The sequence below is a fragment of the Arthrobacter sp. CC3 genome (genome assembly GCF_039907775.1).
Classification (GTDB): Bacteria; Actinomycetota; Actinomycetes; order Actinomycetales; family Micrococcaceae; genus Arthrobacter.
The window spans coordinates 222,661-238,517 of record NZ_JARCCY010000002.1 but is presented as its reverse complement, the minus strand read 5'-3'; the positions used below and the strand labels follow the sequence as shown (position 1 = coordinate 238,517).

The window sequence follows — 15,857 nt, the reverse complement described above, 5'->3', positions numbered from 1 at the left end:
ACCGGGCTCTCTGTTTCCCGCGACAGCCTACCCAACCATCCGGCGGACCGCGATGGGGAGCTCTCCCCGGCGGCCTGACCTGCGGTTACGCCCGTCATCAACATTGCGGGATGCCGTGACTCTCGGGCTCACCCAGGGTGGTGTTGCCAACCTGGATGGTGCGGCCCACGAAGCGGCCGTCGGAGTGGGAATTGATGCGGTACCACTTGTAGGTGCCGCGGGCGTCAGGCACGGTGCGCCACATGAAGCAGTTGACGGTAAAGGACGGACCGGAGCCATAGATCCAGGGATAGTTGCGGATGACACCATCGCAGGTATGCTCCGCATTCGTCGGCGACCGCCAGGAGGTTTGCCCCGAGGCAGGCGCATCAGTGCACGTCCGGTAACCGTTGACCGCAGCGTCCCAGTTCGTCTTCGCCGGACCGGAACGAGCCGTCGCCTGGGCGACGGCTCCGCCGGTCCCCACGGAATTAACGGTCTGCACCTGAATTGAGTGCGGTTCGTCAAAGCCGCCGGTGTTCACCGTCCGGCTTCCCGATGCCGCGACGGTTTCCCAGCCCCGGCCGTCAATGTTGATCCGGGTGGAGGCGACGTCGTTCGTCGCCGTCGACGGTGAAGTCCAGCTGAAGCTCAGCGACTTCTGGTTCTGCCCGCCGTTCTGCCCTGAAGCAGAGGGCGTACCGGGCGCACCGTGCGGTGTGGCGCCGGCTGCGGCGCTGGCGTCCGAGCTGGGCGCCACAGTGGAATGCGCGATCACCGTAATGGCGGTCTGGGCGCCGTTGGTGAAGCCGCCCACGGTCTGCCCGGGCTTGATCGGACCGTTCTGGCCGGTGCTGGCGTTGTAGCTGTAGCTCACCTCGCCGTAGGCCGAGCCGTTGCGTTCGGCGGCGGTCAGCTCCTTGAAATTGATGGTCACCTGCCGCCCGGCTCCCCCGGTGTCCGCCGCGGTGGCGCTGACCCCGGAGACTTGGCCGAGCTTGCCGGTGGCGCGCCGGGGCGCCGACGGCGGACTGACGGCGCCTTTCCCCGCTTTGTTTTCGGCCTGGACCGTAAAGGTGTAGTCAGCTTCGGAGTTGTTCGCCGTGAAGTTGGCGGTGCGCACTGTTCCCGCGATGGCCTGCGTTTGCGGTGCGCCGCCGCCTCCGCTCATGGTGACGTAGTAGTTCTTGATGGCGTCCCCGTTGGTGTCGGGTTCGGACCAGTTCACGCGCAGCTGGTTGGTGCTTCCCACCGCCGACGCCACGGCCGACGTCGGTGCCGCCGGAGCCGCGGGCACGCCGGCCGGGTTGTCCTCCGAAGAGTAGATCCCCCACTCGGACGGGCCAAGGTCGTTGACAGCCTGGGCGCGGACCTTGTAGCGCACGCCGTTGGTCAGGCCGGGCCACGTGTAGGTCAAGCCGGTCACCCCGTTCTTCACCGCGATACCGCTGGCCGGCGGCGGGGAGATCTCCAGGTTGTAGCTTTTGACGGCTGAGCCTTCAGTCTTCGCCGCGGGCCATGCGATCACCATGTCCTTGTCCCCTGCTTTGACCGTGGGTGCCTCCGGCGGGGACGGTTTCTCGTCCGGCCGGATTTCGTTGGATGCCGCCGATGCTGCTGAAACGCCGACTTCGTTGGTGGCCGTGACGGTGAAAACGTATTTGACGTCATTGGTCAGGCCGCTGAGCGTGCAGGTGGTGGTGGGGCAGTCCTGGCTGAAGCCACTGGACGTGACGGTGTATTTGCTGATGGCAGCGCCGTTGTCCGACGGCGGAGCCCACTTGAGTACGGCGGTTCGGCTGCGGACGTCGGTGGCGGACGGCGCCGAGGGGGCGTCCGGTTTGTCCCGGACGGTGATGCGCACGCGGCCGCTGGCCTGCCGCGAGGGGTCCCCGGTCTTGTCCAGCACGGTGTAGCGGATCACCATGACACCCTTGGATCCTTCGGCGGGCGTGACCGTGATGGAGTCCCCGGCTACGGCGGGAGTACCGGCAGCGGAGCCGGTTTCGACTGTGGCCGAGATGATCTTGAGCGGGGTTTCGCCAAACGGGTTGAAATCGTTGGCGAGGACGTTGATGGTCTCGGTCCGGCCGGCATTGGCCTTGTCGATCACGTCGTCGTTGGCGGCAGGAAGGGGCCTGTTGGAGGCGACGACGGTGGCAGTTACCGCGGCCCTTACGAAACCGGAGCGGCCGTCTGTCACCTTGAGCGGGATGGTCCCCTTGCGGCCTGCCGTCAGGCTGGACTCTGCACCGACCTTCAGCGTCTGCCCTTCGATGGTTGCGTTGAAGCCTTCCGGCAGGGTCCCGTCGAGCTCAAATTTGAGCTTCTCCTGGTCCCCGTCATCCACGTCCTTGGCCAGGTTGCCCAGTTCCAGGCTTGCGGTTTCGGCCAGGGGCACGTCGAGGTCGGTGCCGCTGAAGGTTGGCTCGTGGTTGGCGTTGGGGTCCGGGACCACCCGGGTGATGATGGTCAGGGTGGACTTCAGGCCCTGCGGGTCGTCCGGACCGGAACCGTCCGTGACTTCGAAGGTGAGGGAGCCGGGCCCCACATAGTCCTTGAGCGCCGCGTAGCGCAGGACGTTTCCGTTGCCGCCAATCACGTTCCCGGCATCCGCCCCCTGCACGCTTACTTTGTCCGCCTGGGTGATCCGCGGGCTGCGTCCGTCCCGGACCCGGACGTACTCGTTCAGGTCGATGGTGGCTTCCTTGCCTGCCATGACTTCCACGACGTCGGTCCGTGCCAGTGAGGGGTGCTGTTCGCCCTGTCCGGGAACCCAGATGACCGCCGTCGAGCTTTGGCCGTCGACGTCGGTGACGGTGTACGGGACCAGCTGGTCCGCGGGAGCAAGGCTGACCACTACGTTGCCGTCACCTCCGACGCGCGCGTTGGGGTTGCCGTCCGGCAGGCTGATCTTGAGGTCGGCGGCGACGCCATCGGGGTCGGAGTCGTTTTTCAGGACAGGGACGTCGACGGCGGACTTCCCCAGCGTCTCGGCCTGGGTGATCACGTCGTCCTGGGCGACCGGGGCTTTGAGCGCGGCGTCGGGGCTGACGCGGACCCGGATCACTGCGGTCCCTTGGGCCTTCTTGTCGTCCTGGACCTTGTAGCTGACGCTCTCGTTCGCGGCAGCGCCGGGCGCCGTGAGCAGCACCTTGCCGCCGTCGGCGGACTCGACGCGGAGCTCCGGGCGGGCCTCAAAAGCGTTGGTGACCAGGCTGATCGGATCCCCGTCGGGGTCGGAGTCGTTGCTGAGGGCGTCCACGGCGATCTGGCGGCCGGGCCGGACGTCGACGGCGTCGTCCACTGCAATGGGCTTCTGGTTGGTGGCTTCCGGCGGGGCAATGCCCACAATCACCGTGCCGGTGTTTTCCGCGCCGATCCGGTCCCGGACACGATAGGTAAAGGTGTCTGTGCCAGCGGCCGTTCCCGTGGCGGTGAACGTGAGGTAGCCGTCCTTGACCACGGCCGTTCCCATCGCGGGTGCTTTATCCACGCCGATCAGTTGCACGGAGTCGCCGTCGGAATCGATGCCGTCCAGGGGCACGGGGATCCGCACTACCATTCCGGCGACGACGCGGGCGGTCAGGTTTTTCGGCTCGGGACGGGTATTCCGTTCGTCATCACGGGCACGGATGCGGATGGTGACCTGCTGGGAGTCCGACTGCCCGGATTCATTGGTGACCTTGTAGATGGCATAGACCGTTTTGGGCACGTCCCCGGCGATGAAGCGCAGGGTGCCGCCGGAGCGGAACATGCGGCCGTCGGCGTCGTCCGGCTTCTGCGCCAGTTCGGGTTCCAGGGTGAGCTTGCCGCCGTTGGGGTCGGTGTCGTTCTCCAGTACCGGAATGGTGACCACGTCGCCGGCCCGGACCGAGGCCTCGTCCGGCTTGGCCTGCGGAGCCTGGAGCTTGGCCGGGGCCGGTACCACCAGCACCGCGATGTCTCCCCCGGCCGAGGCCTTGCCGTTGGAAATCGTGTACTTGACGTTGAGCTGGCCCTCCGCCCGGATGTCGGTGATCCTGACGACGGAGTGGTCCAGGACTGACGCGCTGACAGGTTGGCCGTCGGCGGCCGTGACGGACTGGACCACCAGCACGCCGCCGGAGGGGTCCGAGTCGTTGCCGAGGACGTCCACCAGTACGCTGCCGCCGCTGGGCAGCAGGGCGGTGTCGCGGACGGCGACGGGGGCGCCGTCTCCATTGCCGGGAACCACATCCACGCGGACCAGTTGCTGGGCGCTGGCCGGACCGTTGGTCACGAGGTAGGACACGTAGTGGGCGCCCTGGGCCGCGGAGTTGAAGGTGAAAGTCTGCTGGTCCGCGCCCATGGTGGCGGTGGAGTTTCCGTCCGGAGCGACCTGGGCAAGCCGGAGGGCTCCGCCCTGCGGATCGGAGTCGTTCTTCAGGGGTGCGATGACGGTGTCCACGCCGGCGACGGCGACGATGTGGTCCGCGTTGGCTATGGGCGGAAGCGCACCGGGTGCGCGGACGTCCACGGTGATTTTGCCCTCCGCGGTGGATTGGCCGTCGGACACCGTCACGGTGACCACTTTGCGGCCGGCCTCCGAGCCGGCGTCCTGGAAGCTGAGCAGGCCGTCCGGCCGTGCCCTGACCTGGTCGCGGGGGTCGCTGCCGCCGGCACTCACCACGTAGAGGTCGTCGCCGTCCGGGTCGGTCCAGTCGGTGAGGATGTTCTGGCTGACGGTCTTGCCGGACTGCACCACGAAGGTGGTGTTCCGGTTCGGCTTCTGGCGCGGGGCAGAGTTCTCCCCAGGCGGGATGATGTTGAGGGTGACGTCGGAGGAGGCACTCAGTCCGCGGCCGTCGTCCACCGAGTATTTGAACGTCTCGGAGCCGGTCTTGTCGGCCGGGACGCTGACCTGGAAACCGGTGGAGCCGTAGATCGGCGCGAGGACCCCGGAATTGATGGCATCCGGAGCGCGGACGGTGAGGATGTCGCCGTCGGGGTCGGTGTCATTGTCCAGGACGGGAAGGATGGCGGTCTTGCCCGCCCGTACGCCGAAGGTGTCCGGTTTGGCGACCGGGGCACTGTTGGGCTTGGTCCGGTCCGGCAGCACGGTCTGCTGGACTTCATCCGCGGAGTCCTTGTCGGCATCATCAGAGGTCTGCTGTGGCGGGATGACGTCGTCCCAGTTGTTGACCAACTGCATGTTCTGGTTCACCAGCCACACATTGCCCGAATTCACATCATTCAGCACCACCAGGTCCCGGTTCACCCGGAACACATACGACGGCGACGCACTCGCCTTCGGCACCTCAACATTCTTATCATCAGCATCATTCACACAGTCCCGAACATACTTATTCGCCCCCGACCACGCCGCATGCACACACCCGCCCAGCTGCACCGGAGCCGCCGGAACACCCTCACCACCAAAGGACACCGTCTTCGCCGTCGAACCATCCAACGGCTGCTCCAACAACGCCTTCCGCGTCGCCACCGCCACCACATCCGACTCCGGACCCGACTGCTGCAGCTTCGCCTCCTGCGCATCCGCCACATCCAGCGCACGCCCGCCCGGCAGGAACAACTTCCCCCGCCCGGCATCCAGCACCACCGGCTGATCCCCCACCACAGCCAACTGCAGGTCACCGGCACCCTTCAACCCGTCCCACGTGCCGGACTCGGTGGAGGTCATCACACCATTGGCATCAACCGCCGTCACCGTCACCGCACCGGTCTTCGGATCCGCACTGTAAATCCGGTCATCCGCACCCACAGCAGAGACCAGGCCCTCCGAACCGGCCAGCACCGGCTCCGTGGACTCCTCATCAAAACCATTGACCGTCGACGGCGACAACGCCCACACCTTGCCCTTGGCCGGATCCGTCACCGAAATAACCCCGGAACCAAAACTCACATCCGCCGCACCCGGCAACTGCTTATCCCCGCCCAGCTGCATGTTCGCCGGAGACACCTGATTCAACGTCGAACCGGTCTCATCATCGACAAACACATCACCGGAGTTCTGCAGGATATCGAACGTGGTACTCGCCGGAGTCACCGCACCATCCAACACCCGCGACGGATAATTCAACCGCCCAACAGCATTCCTGGCCTTGCTCACCACCCACACACCACCGTCGTTCAATTCCACCTCAGTGGTCTTAAACCCCGGATAAATCACCGCACCCGCCACCAACGCAACACCGGCCACCGCAAAAACCGTGCCGCGGAGGATCCTGGCACGCCGATAACTCGGCGTCGGTTCCAATTTGGGCGTCACGGATCGAAGTAGCCGTTTCATTGCCAGATTTCCCCCACAAAAATGCATTCCGGGCACGCTAGGGCCCCATAAAGCGACATACCGGGTCAGTCCGACTATGTCATAAGACCATCAATTTTAGAAACCCGCCCCTCAGTCCGCTCATGCGGGGAGTCCGGCGGAGCTCAGGTGGAGCAATACGTGTAGATATCAGTCCAGGACGAGTCCCCGCCCACTGCCGCGCTGCAACAGGACGGGGTGTATTTCACCGAAGCCACGAACCTCTTCAGCCGCCTGCGGGACCAGCACAAAGCGTTCGTCGTGTTCCAGCGCAGCGGCCGTCATCGAATCGACCAGCACGGTGCCCGGATCCGCCAGCGCAGTCAGCCGCGCAGCGAGATTAACGGTGGGACCGTAAATGTCGCCCAGCCGCGACAGGATCCTCCCCCACACCATGGCCACCCTGGCCTGGGGGAGGATCTCATCCTCAGTAAAGGCCTGGCACAGGGCGAGGGAAATTTCCGCACCCGCTGCCGGTGTCTCGGCAATATAGAGGACTTCATCCCCCACGGTTTTCACCAGGCGTCCGCCGCCGACCGAAATGATCTCGGCGCATTTGTTCTCAAAACGCTGCACCAGCTGCGCCAGAGTCTTCTCGTTCATGCGACGCGAAAGGCTGGTGTACGACACCAGGTCGGCAAATCCTACGGCCCGCGCCAGTGGCAGCGGTGCGTCATCCTCGTCGCCCTCGCGGCCCTCTTCACTGGCCTGCAGTCCTGCCTCGGCCCGCACGGCGAGGCGCTGGACCCCCGCGTTGAGCTGCCTGCGCCAGGAGTAGACCAGCATTTCCTCGAGTGCGTCCACCAGGGACGGCAGCTGGTTGACCAGCCTCTTGCGGGCGACGGCGTCCGATACACCCTGCCGGTGCACCATGTCCTCCACAAGGGCTTCGATTTGCCAGACCACCATGCGATCGGTCATTTGCCCGATGGCCCGGGTAACGGAAATAGCCGCTTCCTCGGTGAGCTTTCCCGCCCGGACCAGGTCCACCACGGTGGACAGTGCCGCCTGGTCCCGTTCGGTGAAGGCAACATCTTCGTCGCCAAGGTTGGGGAAGCCCAGGGCGCGCCACAGCTTGCGGGCCGACAGCAGCGACAGCCCGGCACCGGCCGCCACCTCACGGCGGCGCAGCTTGCGCTCACCGCCGAGAAGCCGGGCCTCCAGCGCCTTCGCTGCGAGCCGTTCGGCAGAAAGGGTTCCCGTGGGAGTGGCTTCACTCGAGGACGGTCCCGGCGAGGACGGGTCATACTGGGCGGGGTCGTGGGGTATTGGCTGGTGGGCTGCTGCCGGGGTGGCTGCGGGGTCGCCTGACACCAACGACTCGGGCAGGGACGCTCCAAGCGGGGATACGCCAAGTACCGGCGCCTCCAAGGAAACGGGCGGCTCCACGGATACCGTTGCCTCCAAAGAAACTGGATCGAGGGTGGCCGTTTCCAGGACAGCGGCTTCGAGGGTGGCGGTCTCCACTACGGCGTCCGGCGGAGAGGGCAGCTCAGACGGCCCTGCCTGGTCCAGGGTTCCAGTGTTGTCCACGGGTCCGGCATTCTCAGCGCTCATCTCTTCCACCTTCTCTCGTATCCCACATCTCTCCCCTATCCCACGGCCGGGACCGGGGCATGTCCCCGCCGATATCCTGCGCCCGGTCCGCCTCGTAGATCACTCCTGCCGGCAGTTCATCGATGGCATCGAGAACGAAGTTCCGGAACTTCGCAGCCTCCGGAACATCCGGGATGACCGACTCGGCACCGTGTCCGGTATCCAACGATATATTCCCGGAACGCAATATGCGTTGCCACAGTGACTGACTGACGCCGACATGATGAACCGCCGCGAGCGGGATCTGCATGTCCCGCCTGCGCAACATACCGTAACGGGCAATTATCCGTCGGCTCGTGAGCACGTACTGGGTGGCGTGCCATCTAAGAAGCCGCGGCAGGCAGTATCCCAACAGTATCCACGCAACACCGCCGACGCACACTGCGACAAGCCAAAATGTCCATTCCTCGGAGATCAGCGGAACCAGCCTGGCCGGCTCGCCCCTCACGATCCAGGCGCTGGCGAAGGCGCCCACAGCGGGTCCGGCGATGAACAGCAGGCCCGGGAAAAAGAGCTTCCGGGGCTGCGGCCGGGTAACAGTGATGACCTGTTCACCCGGCAGGAGCTCTTTACGCATATCCGCTTTCCGCGGTGCCGGTTCCCGTACCGGTTCCGGTACCTGGCGGGGTCCAGGGGCGGAGATGGACGACGTCGCCGGCCGTCACCACGTGCTCGTGCTTGCCTGCGTCCACCACCAGGAGGGAGCCGTACTCGTCCAGGCGGGAGGCATGGCCGATGATCTCGTGGTCTCCGGGCAGCTGTGCGCGCACCTGCTTGCCGAGGGTGGACATCACCGATTCCACGCGCTTATGCAGCGACGGCCCGCCGGCCATCCCGGCGGCGGGGTCGCCGTCGGCATTGCAGAAATTGCGGTACAGCGCGGCAAAGCGCGACAGGTAGCTCTTGAGCAGTGCGGTCCGGTCGACTGTCCGCGCGTTCTCCAACAGCACGGACGTGGCCGTGGGGACGGGGAGCTCCTCGGCAGTAAGAGTCACGTTAAGCCCGGTGCCCAGGATCACAGGCGGAACGGTGCCGTCCCCCATCGGTCCGAGCTGAGCCAGGATGCCAGCAATTTTCCGGCCGCGCACCATGACGTCGTTGGGCCACTTTATTTCGGCAGGGATCCCTGCCGTTTCCAGAAGGGCCTCCCGGAGTGCAAGGGCGGCGAGCAGTGAGAACCAGGAGTAGCTGTGGGTGGGCAGCGGCCGTCCTTCGGCGTTCACCGGCCGGAGGACGATTGACACGGACACGGAGCTCAGCGGCGGCGCCTCCCAGTGCCGGTCCAGGCGGCCGCGGGCCGCGGTCTGGTGCTCGGCGGTGAGGACAGACAGGTCCGGCCAGGCGCGGGGATCCACAGTGACTCCCTGCAGGAGGTCCGCGTTGGTGGACCCTGTTGAGTCCACCACGGTGAGCTGCGCTATGCCGTTGGCAGCCAGGAAATCCTCACTGCCCAGTTCGTTCCTGTTGAGTCCAACGCGGGCAGCGGGAGACTGCGGGGTGATCGGGTCCTGGCCGTCGGCAGGCTGTGGGGCGTCCATAGTTGAATCCTACCGAGTTGGTACGGCCCCGGCGGCGGGCGGACGGGTTCTCAGAGGAAAATGTCAGGGACCAGCCGGCCCTCCGGCGCACCGAGGCTGTACGGCGAAAAATCGGTGACGCCGGCTGCGGTGAGCACCTGTTCGTCCGTGTAGAAGTTGCCGCTCCGCCGTCCGGCCCCGCCCGCGAGGTTGCTTCCCGTCAGCACTGCGTGTGCCGCATCCGCCATGATCTCCGGTCCGCGGGCTGCCTTGACCATGGTCTCGCCTCCGGGCATGTTTCGGATGGCAGCGGTGTCGATCAGCGTGCAGGGCCAGAGCGAGTTGACGTTGATGCCGTCTTCCTTGAGTTCCTCGGCCAGGCCGAGGGTGGTGAGGCTCATTCCGTATTTGGCCATGGTGTAGGCAAGGTGCATGCCTGCCCACTTGGGATCCAGGTTCAGCGGCGGTGACAGCGTCAGGATGTTTGCGTCTGCGGAGCGGCGAAGTGCCGGCAGGGCGAGCTTGGAGAGCAGGAAGGTTCCCCGGACATTGATGTCCTGCATCAGGTCGTAGCGCTTCATGTCCACGGCGTCGGTTTTGGACAGATCGATCGCGGAGGCGTTGTTGATCACGATGTCGATCCCGCCAAAACGTTCGACGGCGGCGGCAACCGCCCCGGCGACGTCGTCGTCATTGCGGACGTCGCCGACGATCGGGAGCGCCCGGCCGCCTGCGGCTTCCAGTTGTTCCGCGGCGCTGAAGACCGTGCCTTCGAGTTTTGCGTGCGGCTGGCCGGTCTTGGCCATCAACACGATATTGGCGCCGTCGCGCGCGGCGCGGAGCGCAATGGCGAGGCCGATGCCGCGGCTGCCGCCCGACATCAAAATGGTGCGTCCCTGAAGGGAACCGGCGGCCTGGTACGGCCCTGCGGCGGTGCCCGAAGCATCGTTGCTTGAAGTCATAAGGACACTCTAGCCGAAGTATGTTACCGGCGAGTAACATAACGGTCGGCGTCACCCGACGGCAGAAAATTGTAGGTTTTCTACAGCGGTCCCGGCCAATAGCGTCACTAGACTAGCCAACAGGGTCCTGTTTTTGTGCGGAAGCTACTTAAGCGCCGTCGCGACACAGGGCCAGCGACCATCAGCTACAGCGAACCATCAGCTACAGAGCCGGAGACACTTGATGAGCCACGATCTGACAACGACTGCGGGAAAGATTGCAGACTTCCGCGACCGCCAGGCGCGTGCCGAGCAGCCATCCGGCCCCGAGGCCATCGAAAAGCAGCACGCCCGCGGGAAGAACACGGCACGCGAGCGCATCGACCTCCTGCTGGACGAGGGATCGTTCGTCGAGTTCGACGCCCTGGCCGTCCACCGCTCCACGGCCTTCGGCATGGAGAAGAAGAAGCCCCTGGGTGACGGACTGGTGTCCGGTTACGGCACGGTGGACGGCCGCCCCGTGGCCGTCTACAGCCAGGACTTCTCGGTCTACGGCGGCTCACTCAGCCAGGTCAACGGCGAGAAGATCGTCAAGGTGCAGGAATTCGCGCTGCGCAACGGCTGCCCCGTGGTGGGCATCCTCGACGGCGGCGGCGCCCGCATCCAGGAAGGCGTGGCCTCCCTGGCCATGTTCGCGGACATCTTCCGCAACAACGTCCACGCTTCCGGAGTGGTCCCCCAGATCTCCCTCATCATGGGCCCCTCCGCCGGCGGCGCGGCCTACTCCCCTGCCTTGACCGACTACGTGGTCATGGTGGACAAGACCTCGCACATGTTCATCACCGGACCGGACGTGATCAAGACAGTCACCGGCGAGGACGTTGACATGGAGACCCTGGGCGGAGCACGGCAGCACAACGCCACCACCGGGACATCCACGTACCTGGCCTCGGACGAGGCGGACGCCATCGAGTTCGTCCGTGAACTCCTGGATTTCCTCCCCTCCAACAACCTGGCCGAGGCTCCGGTCCTGGAGCACCAGCAGGACCTGGAAGTCGACGACGACGACCTCGCCCTGGACACGCTCATTCCGGATTCGGCCAACCAGCCCTACGACATGCGCAAGGTCGTTGAGCAGATCGTGGATGACGGGCACTTCCTGGAGATGCAGGCCCTCTACGCACCCAACGTGATGATCGGCTACGGCCGCATCGAGGGGCACACCGTCGGCATCGTGGCCAACCAGCCCATGCAGTTCGCCGGCACCTTGGACATCTCCGCATCGGAAAAAGCAGCGCGCTTCGTCCGGCACTGCGACGCCTTCAACATCCCCATCATCACGCTGGTGGACGTGCCGGGCTTCCTGCCGGGCAAGGACCAGGAATTCCAGGGCATCATCCGCCGCGGCGCCAAGCTCCTGTATGCCTATGCCGAGGCCACCGTCCCCAAGCTCACGGTCATCACCCGCAAGGCATACGGCGGGGCGTACATCGTGATGGGTTCCAAGAAGCTCGGCGCCGACCTGAACCTGGCCTGGCCCACGGCCCAGATCGGCGTCATGGGCGCCCAGGGCGCCGTCAACATCCTGTACCGCCGCGAGCTTGCTGCGGTGGCGGAGGCCGGCGGCGACGTCGAGGCCAAGCGCGCAGAGGTCATCCGGCAGTACGAGGAGGAGCTCCTCAACCCCTACCAGGCCGCGCAGCTCGGGTACGTGGACGCCGTCATCGCGCCGTCAGAGACCCGGGTGCAGATCATCAAGGGCCTGCGTGCCCTGCGGGACAAGCGCGCCAGCCTTCCCGCCAAGAAGCACGGGAACATTCCGCTGTGACGGTCAGCCACTCCGCGGTTGAGCCCGGGGACGAGTCCGCGGTCGGGTCCGGGGAGACGACGGCGGCCGAGCAGCCGCTGTTCGCCGTCGTCAAGGGCGATCCGACCGATGTGGAACTCGCGGCGCTCACCGCCGTCGTCCTTTCCCTCGGCAGTGCCGCACCCGAGGGCAACGCGAAGCCCAGCGTCCGCCACTGGGTGCGGAGGCAGCAGCTGCGGCTGGCCCCCACCCCGGGGCCGGGCGCGTGGAAGCGAAGCCGCGGCTAAGGCCGGCAGCTGCCGTCTGGCCGTAGCATCACCGCAGCGGCCGGGAACTGACACACCGAAAAGTTCAGTGAGTCTTTCATAACTGGGATCGCCCCGTTAGTCTCGTGGGGTGACTACCGAAACCGCAGCCTCAGTGCGCCCCCACACAGCCATCGACGCCGTCGCAGACGCCTACACGGATACCCTGATCAGCCTCAACCCGAGCTTTGCCACCACGCTCGGCGTGCCCGGCCACGAGACTGAATTCCAGGACTTCTCGCCTGCGGGCATCGAAGAATTCATCGCAGCGGCGCGGAAGGCCCTCGGCGACCTGGACGGGCTGGAGCCGGTGGACGACGTTGACGCCGTCACGCTCGACGCCATGCGGGAACGGCTGGGGCTGCAACTGGAAATCCACGAATCCGGCTGGGATGCCGCCGACCTGAACAACATCTCCTCGCCGGCGCAGGACATCCGCGCCATCTTTGACCTCATGCCCACCGATTCCACGGAGCACTGGGAGCACATCGCCGGGCGCGCCCACAGCGTCCCCGGCGCCATCGACGGCTACATCGAGTCGCTGCGCTTCGCTAGGGAACAAGGCAGGGTCTCAGCCTCCCGGCAGGTGTCCATCGTCGTCGAGCAGGCCACCAGATACGCGGCCGAGGACGGCTTCTTCGCGAAGATGGCCGCCGGGGCAAAGACCGCGGACGGCCCGCTTTCCGCGGAGCTGCAGGCCAAGCTCGACGACGGCGCCGCCGCGGCCCGCGCCGCGTACCTCAAGCTGGCGGATTTCCTGTCCGCCGAACTGCTGCCCGTGGCACCGGCCAAGGACGCTGTGGGCCGGGACCGGTACGCGCTGGCATCCCGGGCCTTCCTCGGCGCGACGGTGGACCTCGACGAGACGTACGCCTGGGGCGTCCAGGAACTGGAACGGCTCATTGCCGAACAGGAGCGCGTGGCCAACGAGATCCGGCCCGGCGCCTCCGTGGCGGAAGCCAAGGAAATCCTAAACAGCGATCCCTTGCGCCAGCTTAAAGGCACCGACGCGCTCAAAGCCTGGATGCAGGGCCTCTCGGACAAGGCCGTGGCGGATCTGGCCGGCGTGCACTTCGAGATCCCGGACATCATGAAGACGCTCGAATGCCTGATCGCTCCCACCGACGAAGGCGGCATCTACTACACCGGACCTTCGGACGACTTCAGCCGGCCGGGCCGGATGTGGTGGTCGGTCCCCGCGGGTGAGGACACCTTCACCACCTGGGCCGAAACCACCACGGTGTTCCACGAAGGCGTGCCCGGGCACCACCTCCAGATCGCCACGGCCATCTACCGCCGGGAGCTGCTCAACAAGTGGCGCCGCAACGTCTGCTGGACTTCGGGCCACGGCGAGGGCTGGGCGCTGTACGCAGAGCAGCTGATGCTGGAACTGGGCTACCTTAAGGACCCGGGCGACCACATGGGCATGCTCGACATGCAGCGCATGCGGGCCGCGAGGGTGGTGTTCGACATCGGCGTGCACTTGGAGCTGGACGTGCCGGAACGCTGGGGCAGCGGCACCTGGACGCCGGACAAGGGCTACGACTTCCTGAAGCAGAACCTGGCGATCAGCGAAGGCCAGCTCAACTTCGAATTCGCCCGCTACCTCGGGTGGCCGGGCCAGGCACCGTCCTACAAGGTGGGCCAGCGCCTCTGGGAGCAGATCCGTGCCGAGCTCGAAGCCCGCCCCGGCTTCGATCTGAAGTCCTTCCACACCAAGGCACTCAACGTCGGCTCCGTCGGCCTCGATACGCTGAAGCGCGCGCTGCTGGGGTAGGCCCTGCCGGATGCCGGTCCCTCCGGCCCCGTTCACGAGACGTTTGCCACACCGGGCCTGGGAATAACTTCATAAAACGCTGACCTGGCACCGAAATTGCTTGCATGTGAGCGTGAGGGCCGAATGGGGCCGCGTAATATTTCTCAATGTCGAGTGGAAGCTGTATTTTGTGCGGCCTAGCGTGTTCGGGTGACCACTCAAACCAGCACTCCCTCCCCCGCAGGAAACACCGGCTTCCGGCTGCCCAAATGGGCCGGTTCGTTCGGCTTCCAGATCATTGCCGCCCTGATCGTGGGCCTGGGTCTTGGCCTCCTGGCCAAGTACACGGGCAGCACCAAGGCAAGCCCCAATGCCCTCGGCGCCACCCTGCAGACGATCGGCTCGAGCTACGTCTCGCTGCTGCAGACCGCCGTGGTGCCCCTTATCTTCACCGCCGTCGTCAGCTCCATCTCGAACCTCCGGCAGGTCTCCAACGCTGCGAAGCTGGCCTGGAACACGCTGCTGTGGTTCGCCATCACGTCGCTGATCGCGGTGCTGATAGGCATCGGCCTGGGTGTGCTGCTGCAGCCCGGCGCCAGCACCGGCATTACCCAGGAAGCCAAGTACAGCGGCAAGTCCGGTGACTGGTGGGCCTTCCTCACCGGCCTGTTCCCCAAGAACTTCCTCGGCCTCGGCGCCAGCTCCACTGTGACGGAAAACGCGAACGCTGCAACGACAGTGAGCACGTCCGTCAGCTTCAACGTCCTGCAGATCCTAGTGATCGCGATCGCCGTCGGCGTGGCGGCGCTGAAGGTGGGCAAGGCCGCCGAGCCCTTCCTGAACCTCAACGCCTCAGCCCTCGCGGTCATCCAGAAGGTGCTGTGGTGGATCATCCGCATCGCCCCGCTGGGCACTGTGGGCCTCATCGGCAACGCCGTGGCCGTCTACGGCTGGGACACCATCGGGTCGCTGGGCAAGTTCACCTTTGCCATCTACGTCGGCCTGGCCCTGGTCCTGTTTGTGGTCTACCCGGTCCTGGTCCGCACCCATGGGCTGTCCGTCAAGCAGTACTTCTCCGGCGTCTGGCCCGCTGTCCAGCTGGCCTTCGTGTCCCGCTCGTCCGTGGGCACCCTGCCGCTGACCCAGCGCGTGACGGAGCGGAGCCTGGGCGTACCCCGCGCCTACGCCTCCTTCGCCGTACCGCTGGGCGCCACCACCAAGATGGACGGCTGCGCCGCGATCTACCCGGCCATCTCCGCGATCTTCGTCGCCCAGTTCTTCGGCATCCAGCTCAACTTCAGCCAGTACCTGCTGATCGCCCTCGTCTCCGTGCTGGGCTCCGCCGCGACGGCCGGCACCACGGGCGCCGTCGTGATGCTGACCCTGACGCTCTCCACGCTGGGACTGCCGCTGGCCGGCGTCGGCCTCCTGCTGGCGATCGACCCGATCCTGGACATGGGTCGCACTGCGGTCAATGTCGCCGGGCAGGCGCTGGTCCCCACAATCGTGGCCAAGCGCCAGGGCATCCTGGACGAGGCGCTGTACAACGCACCGCGCAACGGCGACCCGTTCGCGGACGACTCCGCCAGTGCAGATCCGACGGCGGCCGCTCCGGCAACTGAACGGGACGAACGCGAGCTGGCGGACGCCAAGGCGTAACCCCCTTC

General features: G+C 66.0%; 9 protein-coding genes. 4 read left to right on the top strand and 5 right to left on the bottom strand.

The genetic code is table 11. From position 1 onward, the window contains the following. Window positions 1-97: 97 nt before the first annotated feature. The 5 genes from PV761_RS01015 to PV761_RS00995 form a co-directional block, all read right to left on the bottom strand. On the bottom strand, window positions 98-6,250 hold the full coding sequence (locus tag PV761_RS01015) for an Ig-like domain-containing protein (RefSeq protein WP_347893644.1): 6,153 nt from the start codon (window positions 6,248-6,250) through the stop codon (window positions 98-100). Between the two features lie 168 nt (window positions 6,251-6,418). Continuing rightward, window positions 6,419-7,759: an adenylate/guanylate cyclase domain-containing protein gene (locus PV761_RS01010; RefSeq protein ID WP_347893858.1), complete on the bottom strand. Its 1,341-nt coding sequence runs from the start codon at window positions 7,757-7,759 to the stop codon at window positions 6,419-6,421. Between the two features lie 55 nt (window positions 7,760-7,814). After that, complete coding sequence (locus tag PV761_RS01005; protein WP_347893642.1) at window positions 7,815-8,441, bottom strand: PH domain-containing protein; 627 nt, start codon at window positions 8,439-8,441, stop codon at window positions 7,815-7,817. Further along, window positions 8,434-9,402, bottom strand: coding sequence for a biotin--[acetyl-CoA-carboxylase] ligase (locus PV761_RS01000; RefSeq protein WP_347893640.1), 969 nt, complete (start codon window positions 9,400-9,402; stop codon window positions 8,434-8,436). The genes PV761_RS01005 and PV761_RS01000 overlap by 8 nt, the downstream gene beginning before the upstream one ends. A gap of 50 nt (window positions 9,403-9,452) precedes the next feature. Next, on the bottom strand, window positions 9,453-10,343 hold the full coding sequence (locus PV761_RS00995; RefSeq protein ID WP_347893638.1) for an NAD(P)-dependent oxidoreductase: 891 nt from the start codon (window positions 10,341-10,343) through the stop codon (window positions 9,453-9,455). Between the two features lie 223 nt (window positions 10,344-10,566). On the opposite strand from PV761_RS00995, the gene PV761_RS00990 reads away from it, so the two are divergent. From PV761_RS00990 to PV761_RS00975, 4 genes are all read left to right on the top strand, one after another. Then, window positions 10,567-12,150, top strand: coding sequence for an acyl-CoA carboxylase subunit beta (locus PV761_RS00990; protein ID WP_028272527.1), 1,584 nt, complete (start codon window positions 10,567-10,569; stop codon window positions 12,148-12,150). Between the two features lie 77 nt (window positions 12,151-12,227). After that, the gene (locus tag PV761_RS00985; protein ID WP_347893856.1) at window positions 12,228-12,416 is read left to right on the top strand and encodes an acyl-CoA carboxylase subunit epsilon; all 189 of its coding nucleotides are present in this window, start codon (window positions 12,228-12,230) and stop codon (window positions 12,414-12,416) included. A 109-nt stretch (window positions 12,417-12,525) separates the two neighbouring features. Beyond that, complete coding sequence (locus tag PV761_RS00980) at window positions 12,526-14,211, top strand: DUF885 domain-containing protein (RefSeq protein ID WP_347893636.1); 1,686 nt, start codon at window positions 12,526-12,528, stop codon at window positions 14,209-14,211. A 189-nt stretch (window positions 14,212-14,400) separates the two neighbouring features. Beyond that, window positions 14,401-15,849: a dicarboxylate/amino acid:cation symporter gene (locus tag PV761_RS00975; protein WP_347893634.1), complete on the top strand. Its 1,449-nt coding sequence runs from the start codon at window positions 14,401-14,403 to the stop codon at window positions 15,847-15,849. Window positions 15,850-15,857: the final 8 nt, after the last annotated feature.

Coding starts and splice junctions, on each gene's coding strand:
- PV761_RS01005 (WP_347893642.1), bottom strand. CDS start 8,441: ATGCGTAAAGAGCTCCTGCCGGGTGAACAGGTCATCACTGTTACCCGG.
- PV761_RS00990 (WP_028272527.1), top strand. CDS start 10,567: ATGAGCCACGATCTGACAACGACTGCGGGAAAGATTGCAGACTTCCGC.
- PV761_RS01000 (WP_347893640.1), bottom strand. CDS start 9,402: ATGGACGCCCCACAGCCTGCCGACGGCCAGGACCCGATCACCCCGCAG.
- PV761_RS01015 (WP_347893644.1), bottom strand. CDS start 6,250: ATGAAACGGCTACTTCGATCCGTGACGCCCAAATTGGAACCGACGCCG.
- PV761_RS00995 (WP_347893638.1), bottom strand. CDS start 10,343: ATGACTTCAAGCAACGATGCTTCGGGCACCGCCGCAGGGCCGTACCAG.